This window comes from Tsuneonella litorea (assembly GCF_025154015.1).
Lineage (GTDB): Bacteria > Pseudomonadota > Alphaproteobacteria > Sphingomonadales > Sphingomonadaceae > Tsuneonella > Tsuneonella litorea.
Genome location: NZ_JAOAMV010000001.1, coordinates 24327 through 40309 on the forward strand (window position 1 = coordinate 24327; position 15983 = coordinate 40309).

Annotated in this window: 11 protein-coding genes, 1 tRNA gene and 2 rRNA genes; 4 read left to right on the forward strand and 10 right to left on the reverse strand. The window is 64.7% G+C overall.

All coding sequences use genetic code 11. The annotated features are described in order from the left end of the window. Positions 1-93: 93 nt before the first annotated feature. The 3 genes from N0B51_RS00125 (at position 94) to N0B51_RS00135 (ending at position 4810) form a co-directional block, all read left to right on the forward strand. Positions 94-1143, forward strand: a complete 1050-nt coding sequence (locus tag N0B51_RS00125) for a LacI family DNA-binding transcriptional regulator (protein WP_259960149.1) — start codon at positions 94-96, stop codon at positions 1141-1143. Between the two features lie 7 nt (positions 1144-1150). Continuing rightward, complete coding sequence (locus tag N0B51_RS00130) at positions 1151-2347, forward strand: MFS transporter (protein WP_259960150.1); 1197 nt, start codon at positions 1151-1153, stop codon at positions 2345-2347. A gap of 78 nt (positions 2348-2425) precedes the next feature. Then, positions 2426-4810 carry a glycoside hydrolase family 3 protein gene (locus N0B51_RS00135; protein WP_259960151.1) on the forward strand — a complete coding sequence of 795 codons (2385 nt, stop codon included), beginning with the start codon at positions 2426-2428 and terminating at the stop codon, positions 4808-4810. On the opposite strand, the gene N0B51_RS00140 is transcribed toward N0B51_RS00135, so the two are convergent. Genes N0B51_RS00140 through N0B51_RS00160 form a run of 5 tightly spaced genes read right to left on the reverse strand, consistent with a single transcriptional unit; the run spans position 4807 to position 10374 of the window. Continuing rightward, complete coding sequence (locus N0B51_RS00140) at positions 4807-5850, reverse strand: ABC transporter ATP-binding protein (RefSeq protein WP_259960153.1); 1044 nt, start codon at positions 5848-5850, stop codon at positions 4807-4809. The two genes, N0B51_RS00135 and N0B51_RS00140, sit on opposite strands and share 4 nt — an antisense overlap. After that, positions 5847-6899, reverse strand: coding sequence for an ABC transporter ATP-binding protein (locus tag N0B51_RS00145; RefSeq protein WP_259960154.1), 1053 nt, complete (start codon positions 6897-6899; stop codon positions 5847-5849). Before N0B51_RS00145 ends, N0B51_RS00140 begins: the two co-directional genes overlap by 4 nt. A gap of 4 nt (positions 6900-6903) precedes the next feature. Then, positions 6904-7842 (reverse strand): ABC transporter permease, encoded by a 939-nt coding sequence (locus N0B51_RS00150; RefSeq protein ID WP_259960155.1) that lies wholly within the window; start codon positions 7840-7842, stop codon positions 6904-6906. Further along, positions 7835-8752 carry an ABC transporter permease gene (locus N0B51_RS00155; protein ID WP_259960156.1) on the reverse strand — a complete coding sequence of 306 codons (918 nt, stop codon included), beginning with the start codon at positions 8750-8752 and terminating at the stop codon, positions 7835-7837. The genes N0B51_RS00150 and N0B51_RS00155 overlap by 8 nt, the downstream gene beginning before the upstream one ends. Continuing rightward, positions 8749-10374 carry a peptide ABC transporter substrate-binding protein gene (locus tag N0B51_RS00160; RefSeq protein WP_259960157.1) on the reverse strand — a complete coding sequence of 542 codons (1626 nt, stop codon included), beginning with the start codon at positions 10372-10374 and terminating at the stop codon, positions 8749-8751. The genes N0B51_RS00155 and N0B51_RS00160 overlap by 4 nt, the downstream gene beginning before the upstream one ends. Before the next feature lie 336 nt (positions 10375-10710). On the opposite strand from N0B51_RS00160, the gene N0B51_RS00165 reads away from it, so the two are divergent. After that, a complete protein-coding gene (locus tag N0B51_RS00165; RefSeq protein WP_259960158.1) occupies positions 10711-11061 on the forward strand; it encodes an ArsR/SmtB family transcription factor in 351 nt (116 codons plus the stop codon). Between the two features lie 23 nt (positions 11062-11084). Here N0B51_RS00165 and N0B51_RS00170 read toward each other — a convergent pair whose 3' ends face one another. The 5 genes from N0B51_RS00170 to N0B51_RS00190 form a co-directional block, all read right to left on the reverse strand. Continuing rightward, the gene (locus tag N0B51_RS00170) at positions 11085-11504 is read right to left on the reverse strand and encodes a protein tyrosine phosphatase family protein (protein WP_259960159.1); all 420 of its coding nucleotides are present in this window, start codon (positions 11502-11504) and stop codon (positions 11085-11087) included. Next, positions 11501-12451: an MBL fold metallo-hydrolase gene (locus N0B51_RS00175; protein ID WP_259960160.1), complete on the reverse strand. Its 951-nt coding sequence runs from the start codon at positions 12449-12451 to the stop codon at positions 11501-11503. Before N0B51_RS00175 ends, N0B51_RS00170 begins: the two co-directional genes overlap by 4 nt. A 130-nt stretch (positions 12452-12581) precedes the next feature. Then, positions 12582-12658: transfer RNA gene (locus N0B51_RS00180), tRNA-Met, on the reverse strand. A 117-nt stretch (positions 12659-12775) separates the two neighbouring features. Continuing rightward, positions 12776-12890 (reverse strand): 5S ribosomal RNA (gene rrf / locus N0B51_RS00185). A gap of 117 nt (positions 12891-13007) precedes the next feature. Further along, positions 13008-15800, reverse strand: a 23S ribosomal RNA gene (locus tag N0B51_RS00190). Between the last annotated feature and the right edge of the window lie 183 nt (positions 15801-15983).

Below are 15983 nucleotides of genomic sequence, written 5' to 3' on the forward strand. Positions count from 1 at the left end.
TGGGCAAGGCACGCACCCTAGGAGCAGGGAAGCCGGATCGGTCGCGGATCGGCCGGGCCGTGGCGTGTCGATGAACTGGGGAAGCACCTGACAATGGCTCGTCGCCGCCAGGCCGTCACCATCAAGCACGTCGCCGCCGACGCTGGAGTGTCGCTCCAGACGGTCAGCCGCGTGATCAACAAGGAACCCAGCGTCCGTCCCGAGATGCAGGAGCGCGTCCAGGCGTCGATCGACCGGCTGGGCTACGTCCCGTCGATCGCCGCGCAGCGGATGAGCGGCTCGCGTTCTTACCTCATTCTCGCGATCAACGACCGCGAACGCACGATCGCCGACTGGCGCGCGCGCCAGGGCACCGACTGGGTCGACCAGATGCTGCTGGGCGGAATGCTCAAGTGTGCCGAGCACGGCTACCGGATGATCTTCGAACTGGTCGACACCCATGACGACCATGTCGAGCGCGAACTGGCGGCCGCGATCGCGGCGCTCCAGCCCGACGGGATCATCCTCACACCGCCTCACTCCGACAATCCGCGCATCGTCGATTTTCTCGGCAAGCAGAAGATCCCCTTCGTACGAATCGGCTCGCACGGACCGGGTCCGGGCATATTGCTGACGATGGGCGACAAGCAGATGGCCGAGGACGCGACCCGGTACCTGATCGAGCGCGGGCACGAGCGCATCGGCTTCATCGCCGGATCGCCCGAATACCGCCTCAGCTCGCGCCGGGTCGAAGGGTGGCGGAAAGCGATGGATGCGGCGGGCCTCTCCACCGACGGCCTTCTCGCCGAAGGGGATTTCAGCTTCGCCTCGGGCGAGCAGGCCGCGGCCCTGCTGCTGGGCCGAAGCGCGCCGCCGAGCGCCATCATCGCGAGCAACGACCAGATGGCGCTGGCAACGCTCGAACTTGCCCGCGCGCGCGGGATCGCGGTGCCCGAAAGCCTATCCCTGATCAGTTTCGACAACACCCCGCTGGTCCATTTCACCCAGCCCCCGCTGACCGCGGTCGACCAGCCGATCGCCGAGACGGTTTCGCGCGCGGTCGACCTGATCATCCGGGCGCAGAAAGGTGACGAGATCCCCGCGGGCGTAACCACGGTCAACGGCTCGCTGGCCGAGCGCGCCTCGGTCGCGGCGCCTGGCTGACCCGCGCGTGGCGGTCACGCCTGGCCAGCCCAGGATCGAGCGGTTCATCCTCGTCTACGCGCTCGCCTGGGCGGGCGGTGCGATTGCCTATACCCCGTTCCTGACGCTCCTCCTTCCCGAGCGGATCGCCGACCTCCTCGGCCCGGCGCGCGCGGTGGACTGGTTGTCGGGAATCGCCTTCTGCGGGGCCGTGGCGGCAAGCGCGGCGCATATCGCCTTCGGCTACGCCAGCGACATCACGCGCAACCGGCGGGGCTGGATCGCGGCGGGGCTGGTCCTGTCGAGCGCAGTCCTGGCGATCTTCCCGGCCGTTTCCGGCTTCTGGCCGACGATCGGCGTCGTCGTGCTGTGGCAGTGCGGGCTGAACATGATGCTTGCCCCGCTCGCCGCGCTCGCCGGGGACGTCGTTCCCGATGCGCGCAAGGGATTGCTGGGCGGGGCCCTCTCGTTCGCGCCCGCGCTGGGTGCGGCGAGCGGCGCGCTCGTCACCTGGCCCGGGCTGGCCGCGTCTGATGCCCGTCCCGCGGTCGTCGCCGGGCTGGTGGTCGCGTGCCTCGTCCCGGTCCTGCTGATCCGCCTGCCGCGGCCCCCCGGGGGCCAGCCCGATGCGGCGACCGGCGCCGGCCAGGCCGATGCGGAGGCCCGGGGCCGGAACCGCAAGGTCGTCGTGCGGATGTGGCTCGCGCGCCTGTCGCTCCAGATCGCCGAGGCGGCACTGTTCGCGTTCCTCTACCTGTGGTTCCGCGCGATCGATCCATCGCTCGGCGCCAGCGGCACCGCCATCGTGTTCGGGGCGGTGCTCGTCGTTTCGACGCCGGTCGCGCTTGCGGTGGGGCGGTGGGCCGATCGGCATGGCCGCCCGCTTGCCCCGCTGTCGGCGTGCGCTGCGGTATCGGCGGTCGGCCTCGCGGCGATGGCGCTGTCGCGGGGAACGGTCCCGGCGATTGCGGCCTACGGACTTTTCGGGGTCGCCAGTTCGGTGTTCCTGGCGCTCCATTCGGCGCAGACCCTGCGGATTCTGCCCCGTCCCGACCGGCGCGGGCGCGATCTCGGCTTCTTCAACCTGACCAACACCACGCCGTCGCTGGTCATGCCCGCGCTTGCGCTCGCGCTGGTGCCGACCTTCGGCTTTGCCGGGCTGTTCGCGACACTCGCGGGGCTGGCTGCGCTGGCCGCGGTCCTGGTCCCGCGGATTCGCGCCTGAACCGCCAGTTGGCGGCTTGATTTCCACCCTTCGCCGTGCCAGCTTGAGAACGTTCACATAATTGGTGAGAGGGACGCAATGCGAGTTGGGCTTCTGACGGCGATCGCCGGTGCATCGCTGGTGTGCGGGTGCACGCAAGCACGGGTCGAGAACGGCCCCGTCGGCGCGGCAGCGGTCTCGTCCCAGCCGAGCGAGGACGCGCAGATCGCCGATCTGCTCGCGCGCATGAGCCTCGAGCGCAAGGTCGCGCAGCTGATCCAGCCGCAGATCAACTCCTTCACCACCGACGACATGGAGCGGTACCGCTTCGGCAGCTACCTCAACGGCGGCAACGGCGGACCGGGGGGTGACGAATTCGCCCCCGCCGCGCAGTGGCTCGCGCTGGCCGACGCGATGTACCTGGCCTCGAGCAAGCCTCTTCCCGGGGGCGAGCCGGCGATCCCGACGATGTGGGGCACCGACGCGGTCCACGGACACACCAACATTGTCGGGGCGACGGTCTTTCCCCACAACATCGGCCTCGGGGCCACCCGCGACGCCGACCTGCTGCGCCGCATCGGCGCGGCGACCGCGGCCGAGATCGCGGCGACCGGGATCGACTGGAACTTCTCCCCCACCGTCGCCGTCGCGCGCGACGACCGCTGGGGGCGTACCTACGAAAGCTATTCGGAAGACCCGGACATCGTCGCCCCGTTGGGTGCTGCGCTGGTCGAAGGGCTGCAGGGCACCAAGGACGACCCCCGACGCCTGCATGGCGCCCGCGTGATCGCCACCGCCAAGCACTTCTTCGCCGACGGAGGGACCACGCAGGGCGTCGACCAGGGCGACGTCAACGGGGACATCGAGGCGCTGAAGGCGATCCACGCCAGGCCCTATCCCGCCGCGATCGCCGCAGGCGTCGAATCGATCATGGCGAGCTTCAATTCGATCAATGGCGTAAAGATGCACGGCAACAGGGACCTGCTGACCGGCGTGCTGCGCGGCGAGATGGGCTTCACGGGACTCGTCGTGGGCGACTGGAACGCGCACGGGCAGATCGACGGCTGCACGGTCGACGACTGCCCCCAGGCGCTGCTCGCCGGGCTCGACATCTACATGGTGCCCGACGACTGGAAGGCGCTTCACGCCAACCTCGTGCGCCAGGTCCAGGACGGCTCGATCCCGATGGCCCGCCTCGACGAGGCGGTCGGACGGGTCCTGCGCGTCAAGCTGCGCGCGGGGATCATCGGCCCCGACAGCCGCAAGCCCTCGGCAAGGGCGGTCGGCGGCAAGTTCGCGCCACTGGGTTCGCCCGAGCACCGGGCGATCGCCCGCGAGGCGGTCGCCAAGTCGCAGGTCCTGCTCAAGAACGACGGCGTCCTGCCGCTCGCCAAAAGCGCGAAGGTGCTGGTGGCGGGGAGCGCGGCCGACAGCGTTGCGCAGGCCGCCGGCGGCTGGACCCTGACCTGGCAGGGCGGACTGGAACTCGACAACGCGACCTATTTCCCCGGCGCCACTTCGATCCGCGCCGGGATCGAGGCCGCCGCGCGCGAGGCCGGCGGGTCGGCGATCTACTCCGCCGACGGTAGCTATACCGCCCGGCCCGACGTCGCGATCGTGGTGTTCGGCGAGAAGCCCTATGCCGAGTTCGAGGGCGACCGGAAGACGCTCGTCTTTTCCGACGAGGAAGGCCTGAAGCTGCTGCGCAAGTTCGACGCCGCGGGCATTCCCACGGTCGCGGTATTCCTGTCGGGCCGCCCGATGTGGATGAACCGCGAGATCAACGCCGCCGATGCGTTTGTGGCCGCGTGGCTGCCGGGCAGCGAAGGCGCCGGCGTGGCGGACGTGCTCTACGGCAAGCGCCCGGCGACCGGGAAGCTCGGCTTCAGCTGGCCCGCACAGTGCGACGGCAAGCCGGTGAACGGCCCCGAGGGCGCGCTCTATCCGGTCGGCTACGGCCTCTCGCTCGATGCGAAGGCGACGGCGGGCAAGCTCGACGAAAAATGCGGCTACCTTGTCGCCGGCCCCTCGTCCGACTGGTTCGCGGGGGGCAAGGTCGCGTCGGACGTCTCGGTGACCGGCGGCGGCCAGCCGCTGCCGTCGTTCCGCGGATCGGCCGGGGGCGTGGCGGTGCGCGGGATCGACTACAAGCGGCAGGAAGACGCGCGCGAGATCGTGTTCGGTCCGGGCGCGACGCTGTCCTTCTCGCAGTCCGAAAAGGGCACTGGCGCCTATCGCATTCTCTACCAGCTTCCCGCGCAGCCGGCCGGGAAGGTGACCCTCACGGTCGGCGGCAACACGGTCGACATCACCCGCCAGCTGGCGCTGAGCGCGGGCAAGGGCTGGCGCGAGATGATCGTCACCGAGGCCTGCGCGCCGGGTCTCGGCAAGGGGATCGCGATCACGTCGGCCGCGCCGATGACGATGCAGATCGCCTCGGTCGCGCGCGCAGTGATGCCAGCAGGCGCCGACTGCTCGTTTTAAGTCCGCGCGAGCTCTTGGGGGACGGGCGCAGCGGGCGCGCAGAACGGGCACGCGGCGACCCAGTGTCCCGGCGCCGCCTCCTCGAACGGCGGTTCAACGTGCTTCATGCGCTCGTCGTGCGGAGTGGGACTGCGCGGCCAGAAATTGCATCCGCTGGGCGGGTTGAGCGGTGACGGCGGATCGCCACTGAGCACGATCCGCTCGCGGCTGCGCTCGGTCCGCGGATCGGGCTCGGGGATCGCGCTCATCAGCGCCTTGGTATAGATGTGGAGCGGCCGGTCGACGATCGCCTCGGCATCGCCGAGTTCGATGATCCGGCCGAGGTACATCACCGCGATGCGATCGGAGATATAGCGCACTACCGACAGGTCGTGGCTGATGAAGATCATCGTCAGGTCGAGCTCGCGTACCAGCCGCTTGAGCAGGTTGAGGATCTGCGACTGGATCGAGACGTCGAGCGCGGAGACCGGCTCGTCCGCGATGATCAGCTCGGGCTCGGGCGCCAGCGCGCGGGCGATCGCCACGCGCTGGCGCTGGCCACCCGAAAACTCGTGCGGATAGCGTTTCATGTGCGTCGGATTGAGGCCGACGGTGCGCAGCAGGTCCGCCACCCGGCCCCGCAGCGCGTCGCGCTTGAGATCGGGGTGCCGAGTCTTGACCGCTTCAGCCAGCGTATCGAGCACGGTCATGCGCGGATTGAGCGAGGCGTAGGGATCCTGGAAGATCATCTGGAAGTTGATCCGCTCGCGGCGCACTTCGGCGTCGCTCATCGCCGACAGGTCCTGCCCCTTGAACCAGACATGGCCCGCGGTCGGCCGGATGAGCTGCATGATCGTGCGGCTGAGGGTGGACTTGCCGCAACCCGATTCGCCGACGAGCCCCAGGATCTCGCCCTTGCGGACGGTCAGCGAAACGCCGTCGACCGCCTTGACCACCCCCTTGCTCGCGCGCGTGATCAGGTCCTTGCCCATGTCGAAGTGGGTGTGCACGTCGTCGAGGACGAGGAAATCCTCCTGCGGATTGCCGATCGGCGCGCTCATGCCGGGGTCTCCCCTTCGACGGGCAGCGCATCGTCGACCACCTCGTCGGCTCGCGCCAGAACGGTCTCGATCGGCGCGTCGCTGTCGCAATAGCCGCACGCGGCCCAGCAGTGCCCGGGGGTGATCTCCTCTAGCTGCGGCCGCTCGCCGGCGGGCTTGCCGGTCTTGGGATAGGGGCAGCGGGGATAGAACGCACAGCGGTCGATCGGCTTCGACACGTCGGGCGGCAGGCCGGGGATCGTGTAGAGCTCCTGCCCCTTGGCCTGCAGCGAGGGGATCGTTTTCTGCAGCGCGCGGGTATAGGGATGCCGCGGCGCGTAGAAGACCTCTTCTGCGGTGCCGCTTTCCATCTCGCGCCCGCCGTACATCACCAGCACCTTGTCGCAGGTGCCCGCGACCACGCCGAGGTCGTGGGTGACCAGGATCACCGCGGTCCCGAGATCGTTCTGCCGCTGCTTGATGATCTCGAGGATCTGCGCCTGCACCGTCACGTCGAGCGCGGTGGTCGGCTCGTCGGCGATCAGCAGGTCGGGCTCGGTGATCAGCGCCATCGCGATCATCACGCGCTGGCGCATGCCGCCGGAAAACTCGTGCGGATAGCGGGTCACCCGCTTGCTCGCTTCCGGGATTCCGACCTCCTCGAGTGCGGCGGTCGCCCGCTTGAGCGCATCGCGGTGCGAGATGTCCTCGTGGGTCTGCAGCGCCTCGATCAGCTGGGTCGATATCCTCAGGTACGGGTTGAGCGAGGTCATCGGATCCTGGAAGATCATCGAGATCCGCTTGCCGCGCACCTTGCGCAGCTCGCTCCGGCTGAGCCAGAGCAGGTCGCGCCCGTCGAACATCGCGGTGCCGCGCTCGATCCGGCCCGGCGGCTCGGGGATCAGGCGGAGGAGCGAATAGCAGGTGACCGACTTGCCCGACCCCGATTCGCCGACGATCCCCAGCGTCTCGCCGCGGTCCACGGTAAAGCTCACCCCGTCGACCGCGCGGACCACGCCGTCGCGCGTGTGGAAATAGGTCGTCAGGTCGTCGACTTCGAGCAACGCCATCGCCTCAGTCCTTCGCGCTCTTGGGATCGAGCGCGTCGCGCAGACCGTCGCCGATGAAATTGAGGCAGAACAGCGTGGCCGCAAAGAACAATGCCGGGAAGATCAGCAGCCAGGGGTAGATCTCCATGTTCTGCTGTCCTTCGTTGATGAGCACGCCCCACGACGCGTTGGGCGGCTGCACGCCGAGCCCGAGGAAGCTCAGGAACGCCTCGAGCAGCATGACCGCGGGCACCGTCAAGGTGGCGATCACGATGACCGGGCCGAGCACGTTCGGGATCAGGTGCCGCAGGATGATCCGGCGGTGCGAATAGCCGAGCGAAACGGCCGCCTCGACGAATTCCTGCTTCTTCAGCCCGATCACGCCCGAGCGCACGATCCGCGCCATCGACAGCCACTCGACCGCGCCGATGGCGACGAACATCAGCCACAGCGAACGCCCGAAGGCGACCATCAGCAGGATGACGAAGATCGTGAACGGCAGCGCGTAGAGCATGTCGACGAAGCGCATCATCGAAGCATCGGTCTTGTCGCCGAGGTAGCCCGCGGTCGCGCCGTAGATGACGCCGATCGACAGGGCGACGATCGTCGCGACCAGCCCGACCATCAGCGAGATGCGTCCGCCATACATGACCCGGACCATCAGGTCGCGGCCCAGCGTGTCGGTTCCGAACCAGTGCGCGCTCGACGGTCCCTCGGCGCCAAGGAACAGGTCCTGGGTGTTGGCGTCCCACGGCGACAGCCAGGGCCCCGCGATGCAGAACACGACGATCGCGATGAAGGTGAACAGGCTGCCCACCGCAAGGCGGTTCTTGCGCAGGCGCGACCAGGCATCCTTCCACAGCGAGGACCCCTCGACGAGCTCCTCCTCGGCGATTTCCGACGCGCTCGTCGGCGGCGGGATCGGCTCGTCCGCGAGGACTGCGGTTTCGGAATGGTCAGTCATACTTGAGCCGCGGATTGAGGGCGACCTGCACGATGTCGACGAGCAGGTTCATGATTACGATCAGCGTGGCGAACAGCACCGTCAGGCCCAGGACGAGGAAATCGTCGCGGTTGAGCGCAGCGCGCACGAACCACTGTCCAAGGCCAGGCACCTGGAAGATCGTTTCGACCACGAACGAGCCCGAAATGATCCCCGCGAGCGCCGGGCCGAGGAAGGTGATCGCCGGGATCAGCCCGCCTTTCAGGCAGTGCTTCCACACGATCGTGCTTTCCTTCACGCCCTTCGCGCGGGCGGTGCGAACCCAGTCCTGGTTGAGCATCTCCAGCATTCCCCCGCGCGTCAGGCGAGCGAAGTAGGCGGCGTAATAGAAGCCCAGGGTCGCGGTCGGCAGGATGACGAATTCGGGTCCGAACCATCCCCCCACCGGCAGCCAGTTGAGGATTAGCCCGAAGACCAACGCCAGAAGCGGTCCCATCACGAAGGTCGGCAGGCAGATGCCCGCCATCGATACCGACATGGGGACGTAGTCGAGCCAGGTGTTGCGCTTGACCGCCGCGACGATGCCGGCGGGAATGCCGATGCCGAGCGCGAGCAGCAGCGAGAGCGAGCCCAGCTTGAGCGATACCGGAAAGGATTCGGCGATGATCTGCGTCACGGTGCGATTGGCGTAGACCGCCGATGGACCGAACTCGCCGTTGAGCACATTGACCAGCGAGGTCACGAAACGCTCGCTGGTCGGCTTGTCGTAGCCGTAGAACGCCTCGATCTGCTTGAGGATCACCGGATCGATCGCGCGCTCGGTGCTGAACGGGCTGCCCGGCGTCGCGGCGACGAGGAAGAAGGTGACCGCGTAGATCGCCAGGAGGACGAGTATGCCCTGAAGCACGCGCTTGGCGATGAACCGCGTCATTTGCCGGCCTCCGGTGCTTCGGTGCTGAGCCAGACGTGCTTGTAGGGATGGTTGTCGAGCAGGGTCGGGTTCCAGCCCATCACGCGCGGGTCCTTCAGATAAGTCCGGGTGTACCAGTAGATCGGAATCACCGGCATATCATCGAGCAATATGGCCTCGGCCTGGTGCATCAGCTTCACCCGCTCCTCTTCGGAAGCCGCAGTGCGCGCCGCATCGACCAGCCGGTCGTACTGCGGGTTGCTCCACCCGGTGTCGTTGTTGCCGTTGCCGGTCGTGAACATGTCGATGAAGGTCGACGGGTGGACATAGTCCGCGATCCAGCCCGCGCGCGAGATGTCGTAATTCAGGTTGGACTGGTTATCGAGATAGACCTTCCATTCCTGGTTGTAGATGCCGACATTGATGCCCAGCTCGCGGCGCCACAGTTCCTGCACCGCCTCGGCGATCTTGCGGTGCGCCTCGCTGGTGTTGATCATGATCTCGATCTTGGGGAAGCCCTTGCCGCCGGGATAGCCCGCCTCAGCCAGCAGGCGGCGTGCTTCGTCAGGGCGGAACTGCACCGCGTCCGACGGCTCGTAACCGGGAATGCCCTGCGGGACGAACCCGGTCGCGGGGGCCTGCCCGCCCTTGGTCACCTTTTCGACGATCAGCTTCTTGTCGAGCGCGAGTGCGAGCGCCCGGCGCACCCGCTTGTCGTCGAGCGGCTTGCGCGTGACATTGAGCCGGTAGAAGTAGTTGCCGAGGTACGGGTCGATCCGCAGCTTCTCAGGCATCGTCTTGCGGAAGAACGGGATCTTGTCGGGAAACACCGTGCTGGTGAGGTGCAGCCGCCCGTTGCGGAACATCGTCTCTTCCGAATTGACGTTGTCGATCGGGTAGAAGCGGATTCCGTTGAGCCGGACTGTCTTGGCATCCCAGTACGCCGGGTTGCGTTCGACCTCGAATACCTGGTTGGTCACCCACTTCTTGATCTTGAACGGCCCGTTGCCGACGAAGTTGTCCAGAGTGGACCACCCGCTCTGCCGGTCGACCATGCCGCCGTGCTCCTCGACCGCGCGCGGATTGACCGGGAAGAAGCTGTAATGCTGGAGCATCAGCGGGAAATACGAGGTTGATCCCTCGAGCTCGACCTGGAGCGTCCTGGCGTCGAGCGCCTTGACCCCGACCTGCCGGAAGTCCTTGATTTCGCCCTTGTTGAACTTCTCGCCGTTCTTGAGAACGTAGAGCATCGGCGCGTATTCGGCGCCCAGCTCCGGGCTCAGGATGCGCTGCCAGCTGTAGACGAAGTCCTGCGCGGTCACTGGATCGCCGTTGGTCCATTTCGCGTCGCGCAGGTGGAAGGTCCACCGCTTGAAATCGGGACTGTGCTCCCATCGCTCGGCCATACCCGGGGCCGCCTCAAGGTCGTTCGTCGGGTGATAGGCCACCAGACCTTCGACGAGGGCCGAGATGATGTGATTTTCCGGAACGCCGGTGACGAGGTGGGGATCGATCCCCTTGGGCTCCGACCCGTTGCCGAACAGCAGGATGCCCTCGCGCGCGGCCTTCTCGGTCTCGGGCGGGCCCGAGTTGCACGCAGCGACCGCCCCGGCGAGCGCCAGCGCGATCAGGACCTTCGCCATGTACTCTAGAAGCCGGATGCCTGGTGTCCTCGCATAACGACCGCGTACCGGGAGGTTAACAGTGTTGGGCAAGACAGGTTCCACTCCCGGGATCATTTGCGCACGGACCTAGCGACAACCTGAACGCAGGGCCAGCCCTTGCGGGCGTGGGGCGGCCACGCGGCGACGAAGGCCCCCACGGCGACCGGCACGAGCGCGCCTTCGAACACGCTTGCGCAATGTGCGAACTCGGGCAAAAGCCCCCCGGCACAGCATTGACCGCAACGCGTCCTCCCTCGGGAACGGACCGCGGCGCGGGCAGGTTTTTCCTGCTGAACGAACCTGAAGGAGCACCGGGTGGATCTGCCCCTGGAACAGATGGAAGCAAACGCCGGGCGCGCATCGAGCCTGCTGAAGTCGATGGCGAACGAGGTGCGACTGATGATCCTGTGCCAGCTATCGCAGCAGGAGATGACGGTCAGCGACCTTGCCCAGACCGTGCCGCTGTCGCAGTCGGCGCTGTCGCAGCACCTGGGGGTTCTGCGCCGCGAGCGCCTCGTGAAGACCCGCCGGGAATCCCAGTTCGTGTGGTATTCGCTCGACAGCGCGGAAGCTCAGGCAGTCATCGCCACGCTGTATGACCTGTTCTGCGCTCAACCCGAGGCCGGACCGGAGGCGGATGGTCCGGGAGTGGCGGGCGCCGGCTAGACCGCGCGCCGCGAACCATCCGGCTACAGCCGCGGCCGCAGCGCGCCGAGTTGGTATCCGGCCGCTTCGGCGCGGGCGATCCTTTCCTCCGCATCGAGTTCGTGCGGATTGGCGAGCATCCACAGCACGGTGGCCCGCTGGCCGCTGCCGCAATAGGCGAGCGACTTGCCCGCCGCCGCCCGGATCGCCGCGCCCTGGCGGTCAATTGCGTCGGGCGTCGGCGCGCCCGGCTCGATCGGATTCTCGATGAAGTCGATTCCCGCCGCTTCGGCCGCCGCCCGGATCGCGTCGGCAGGGGGCTGCCCCGGCGTTTCGCCATCCGGTCGATTGCAGATGATCGTCGAGAAGCCCGCATCGCGCGCCGCGGAAACCTCATCCGGGGCAAGCTGGCCGCGGACCCACAGATCGTCCGTCAGGCGGCGGGCCGGGAGGTCATCGCTCATACCGCGTTCACCGGAATCTTGATGTAGCTCACGCCGTTGTCTTCCGGGTCGGGCAAGCGCCCGCCGCGGATGTTGACCTGGACGCTCGGCAGGATGAGCCTGGGCATGGCGAGCGTGCTGTCGCGCGTGGTGCGCATCTCGACGAACTCGTCTTCGCTCACCCCGTCGCGCACATGGACGTTCTCGCGGCGCTGCTGGCCCACGGTGGTTTCCCACGCGTACTCGTCGCGCTCGGGCGCCTTGTAGTCGTGGCACAGGAACAGGCGGGTTTCGTCCGGAAGCGCGAGCAGGCGGCGGATCGAGCGGTAGAGCTCGCGCGCATCGCCGCCGGGGAAATCGGCCCGCGCGGTGCCGAAATCGGGCATGAAGATCGTGTCGCCGACGAACGCCGCGTCGCCGATGATGAACGCCATGTCGGCCGGCGTGTGCCCGGGCACGTGCAGCGCGATCCCCTCGAGCGTACCGATCCGGAAACGTTCGCCGTCGACGAACAGATGGTCGAACTGCGACCCGTCGCGCTCGAAATCGGTGCCCGCGTTGAACAGCTTGCCGAACACCTCCTGCACCCGGATGATCTCGCGTCCGATGCCGAGTTTCCCGCCGAGCCGTTCCTGCAGGTACGGGGCGGCCGAGATGTGATCGGCGTGAGCGTGGGTTTCGATCAGCCAGGCGACTGAAAGATCGTTCGCTTCGACGTATTCGACGATCCGGTCGGCCGAGCCGTTCGAGGTGCGCCCCGATGCCGCCTCGTAGTCGAGCACGGAATCGATGATCGCCGCTTCGCGCGTTGCCGGGTCGTGCACGACGTAGCTGACCGTATTGGTCGCCTCGTCGAAAAATCCCGCGATCGACGGGCGCAGGTCCTTATCGTTTTGCGCCCGCCGGATTTGGTCCGCGGCCGTCTCGAGCGCGTCGTCCAGCTGCGATGTGGATGTGGTTTCGGCCATATGAGCGATATCTAATATGCGGTCGGGCATTGTCAACGCATGGCACCAACCGCCCAGCGCGCGGGCCTGTTCCCTCGCTTGCAACGCAAAAGGCCCGCCGCTCGGAACGAGCGACGGGCCTTTTGCGAACTGGTTGCGGGGGTTGGATTTGAACCAACGACCTTCAGGTTATGAGCCTGACGAGCTACCGGACTGCTCCACCCCGCGGCACCATCGTGACGTCTCGAGCGCGCGCGCCAGAGACGAAAAAGCCGCCGCTCGGACTGGCCGGCAGCGGCTTTTTGAAATCGTGAATGGGTTTTTCCCGCAATCGCTGGCTGCAATGCCTGGCGGCGACCTACTCTTCCAACGCTTGAGCGTTAGTACCATCGGCGCTGTCCGGTTTCACGGCCGAGTTCGAGATGGGATCGGGTGGGTCACGGACGCTATGGCCACCAAGCAATGGAGCCAGCGAAAGGGGTTTAATCGATGCGTGTAGTTCGATGAGCGTCTGGCTGGACGATCCCCACACACAACGCGTCATCCTTTGCAGGACTGACGTTGATGATGTGAATTCATCAAGCGCGAACAGAACTATTAGGACCGGTTAGCTCCATACATTACTGCACTTCCACACCCGGCCTATCAACGTCGTGGTCTACGACGGTTCGATGATTGCTTATCTTGAGGGAGGCTTCCCGCTTAGATGCTTTCAGCGGTTATCCCGTCCATACATAGCTACCCTGCTGCACTCCTGGCGGAATGACAGGTACACCAGAGGTATGTTCACCCCGGTCCTCTCGTACTAGGGGCAACTCCTCTCAACAATCGACGCCCACGGCAGATAGGGACCAAACTGTCTCGCGACGTTCTGAACCCAGCTCACGTACCACTTTAATTGGCGAACAGCCAAACCCTTGGGACCTGCTCCAGCCCCAGGATGTGATGAGCCGACATCGAGGTGCCAAACGATTCCGTCGATATGAGCTCTTGGGAATCATCAGCCTGTTATCCCCGGCGTACCTTTTATCCGTTGAGCGATGGCCCTTCCACGAGGGACCACCGGATCACTATGACCGACTTTCGTCTCTGCTCGACTCGTCAGTCTCGCAGTCAGGCAGGCTTATGCCATTGCACTCTTGCAGACGGTTTCCAACCGTCCTGAGCCTACCATCGCGCGCCTCCGTTACTCTTTAGGAGGCGACCGCCCCAGTCAAACTACCCGCCACAGAGGGTCCCAACACCGGCTAACGGTGCGTGGTTAGACATCAGAAAACAACAGGGTGGTATTTCACCTATGGCTCCACGACAGCTGGCGCCGTCGCTTCAAAGCCTCCCACCTATGCTACACAGTTCTTTCCTAATGCCACTCTGAAGCTGCAGTAAAGGTGCACGGGGTCTTTCCGTCTAACCGCGGGTACTCCGCATCTTCACGGAGAATTCAATTTCGCTGAGCATATCCTGGAGACAGTGGGGAAGTCGTTACGCCATTCGTGCAGGTCGGAACTTACCCGACAAGGAATTTCGCTACCTTAGGACCGTTATAGTTACGGCCGCCGTTTACTCGGGCTTCAATTCGGAGCTTGCACTCCTCCTCTTAACCTTCGAGCACCGGGCAGGCGTCAGACCCTATACGTCGTCTTGAAGCCGACTTAGCAGAGTCCTGTGTTTTTGCTAAACAGTCGCTACCCCCTGGCCTGTGCCCCCCGCTACTGCTTGCGCAATAACGGGGCCTCCTTCTTCCAAAGGTACGGAGGCAATTTGCCGAGTTCCTTCAGGATACTTCTCTCAAGCGCCTTGGTATACTCTACCTGACCACCTGTGTCGGTTTCGGGTACGGTCTATACGGAGAGGCTATTTCCTGGAACCGCTTGGCCGCCCGTTCAATCCAATAAGAACGAACAACGTCCACAATCCGTCACACATCTCCAGGCCCACGAATATTAACGTGGTTCCCATCGACTACCCCCTTCGGGCTCGTCTTAGGGGCCGGCTCACCCTGCGCCGATTAGCGTTGCGCAGGAACCCTTGGTCTTTCGGCGAGAGGGCATCTCACCCTCTTTGTCGCTACTCATGTCAGCATTCGCACTTCCGATACGTCCACCGTCGGTTACCCTTCGGCTTCACTCGCTTACGGAACGCTCCGCTACCGCTCAGATCAAAGATCTGAACCCTAAGCTTCGGTGCATCACTTTAGCCCCGTTACATCTTCGCCGCAGGAACCCTTATTTAGACCAGTGAGCTGTTACGCTTTCTTTAAAGGATGGCTGCTTCTAAGCCAACCTCCTGGTTGTTTTGGGATTCCCACATGCTTTCCCACTTAGTGATGACTTGGGGACCTTAGCTGTAGGTTAGGGCTGTTTCCCTTTTGACGACGGACCTTAGCACCCGCCGTCTGTCTGCCGGATAAGACTCGATGGTATTCGGAGTTTGGTTAGGTTTGGTACCGCTCGCGCAGCCCTAGCCCATCCAGTGCTCTACCCCCATCGGCATACGTCCGACGCTCTACCTCAATAGATTTCGCGGAGAACCAGCTATTTCCCGGCTTGATTGGCCTTTCACCCCTAAACACAGCTCATCCGAGAATTTTTCAACATTCACCGGTTCGGCCCTCCAGTGCGTGTTACCGCACCTTCAGCCTGGCCATGCCTAGATCGCCGGGGTTCGGGTCTAATGCATCATACTCGGTCGCCCTATTCAGACTCGCTTTCGCTACGCCTACACCTAACGGCTTAAGCTTGCATGATACACTAAGTCACTGACCCATTATGCAAGAGGTACGCTGTCACCCCCCAAAGGGGCTCCAACTGCTTGTAAGCATTCGGTTTCAGGTACTGTTTCACTCCCCTAATCGGGGTGCTTTTCACCTTTCCCTCACGGTACTAGTTCGCTATCGGTCACATACGAGTATTTAGGCTTGGAGGGTGGTCCCCCCATGTTCAGACAGGATTTCACGTGTCCCGCCCTACTCGAGTCCTTCATCATCACTTTCGCATACGGGGCTGTCACCCGCTATGGCCACTCTTTCCAAAGTGTTCTGCTAGTTGAAATGAAGGCACTGGCCTGGTCCGCGTTCGCTCGCCACTACTAACGGAATCTCGGTTGATGTCTTTTCCTCCGGGTACTGAGATGTTTCAGTTCCCCGGGTTCGCTTCACCAAGGCTATATATTCACCTCGGTGATACCCTATCCACCTCTTACCGAACCAGCCGAAGCTCGATCGATAGGAAATGGTGAGGGTGGGTTTCCCCATTCGGAAATCGCCGGATCAAAGTTTGCTCACAACTCCCCGACGCTTATCGCAGCGTGCCACGTCCTTCATCGCCTGTATGTGCCAAGGCATCCACCAAATGCTCTTACCTCACGCTTGAGAATCCACACCATCAACGACAGGCCTGCATAAATGCCTGACGCCTTGCGATGGCGCGGAGGATAATCTCAGCCAGATATTACATCTGTAAAGTGTCGCAATCAGACCGCACGTCCGTAGACCTGCGGCGTCATGCGCCACGGCATCGATTGAAAACCCATTCACAATGTCAAAGACGGCGAT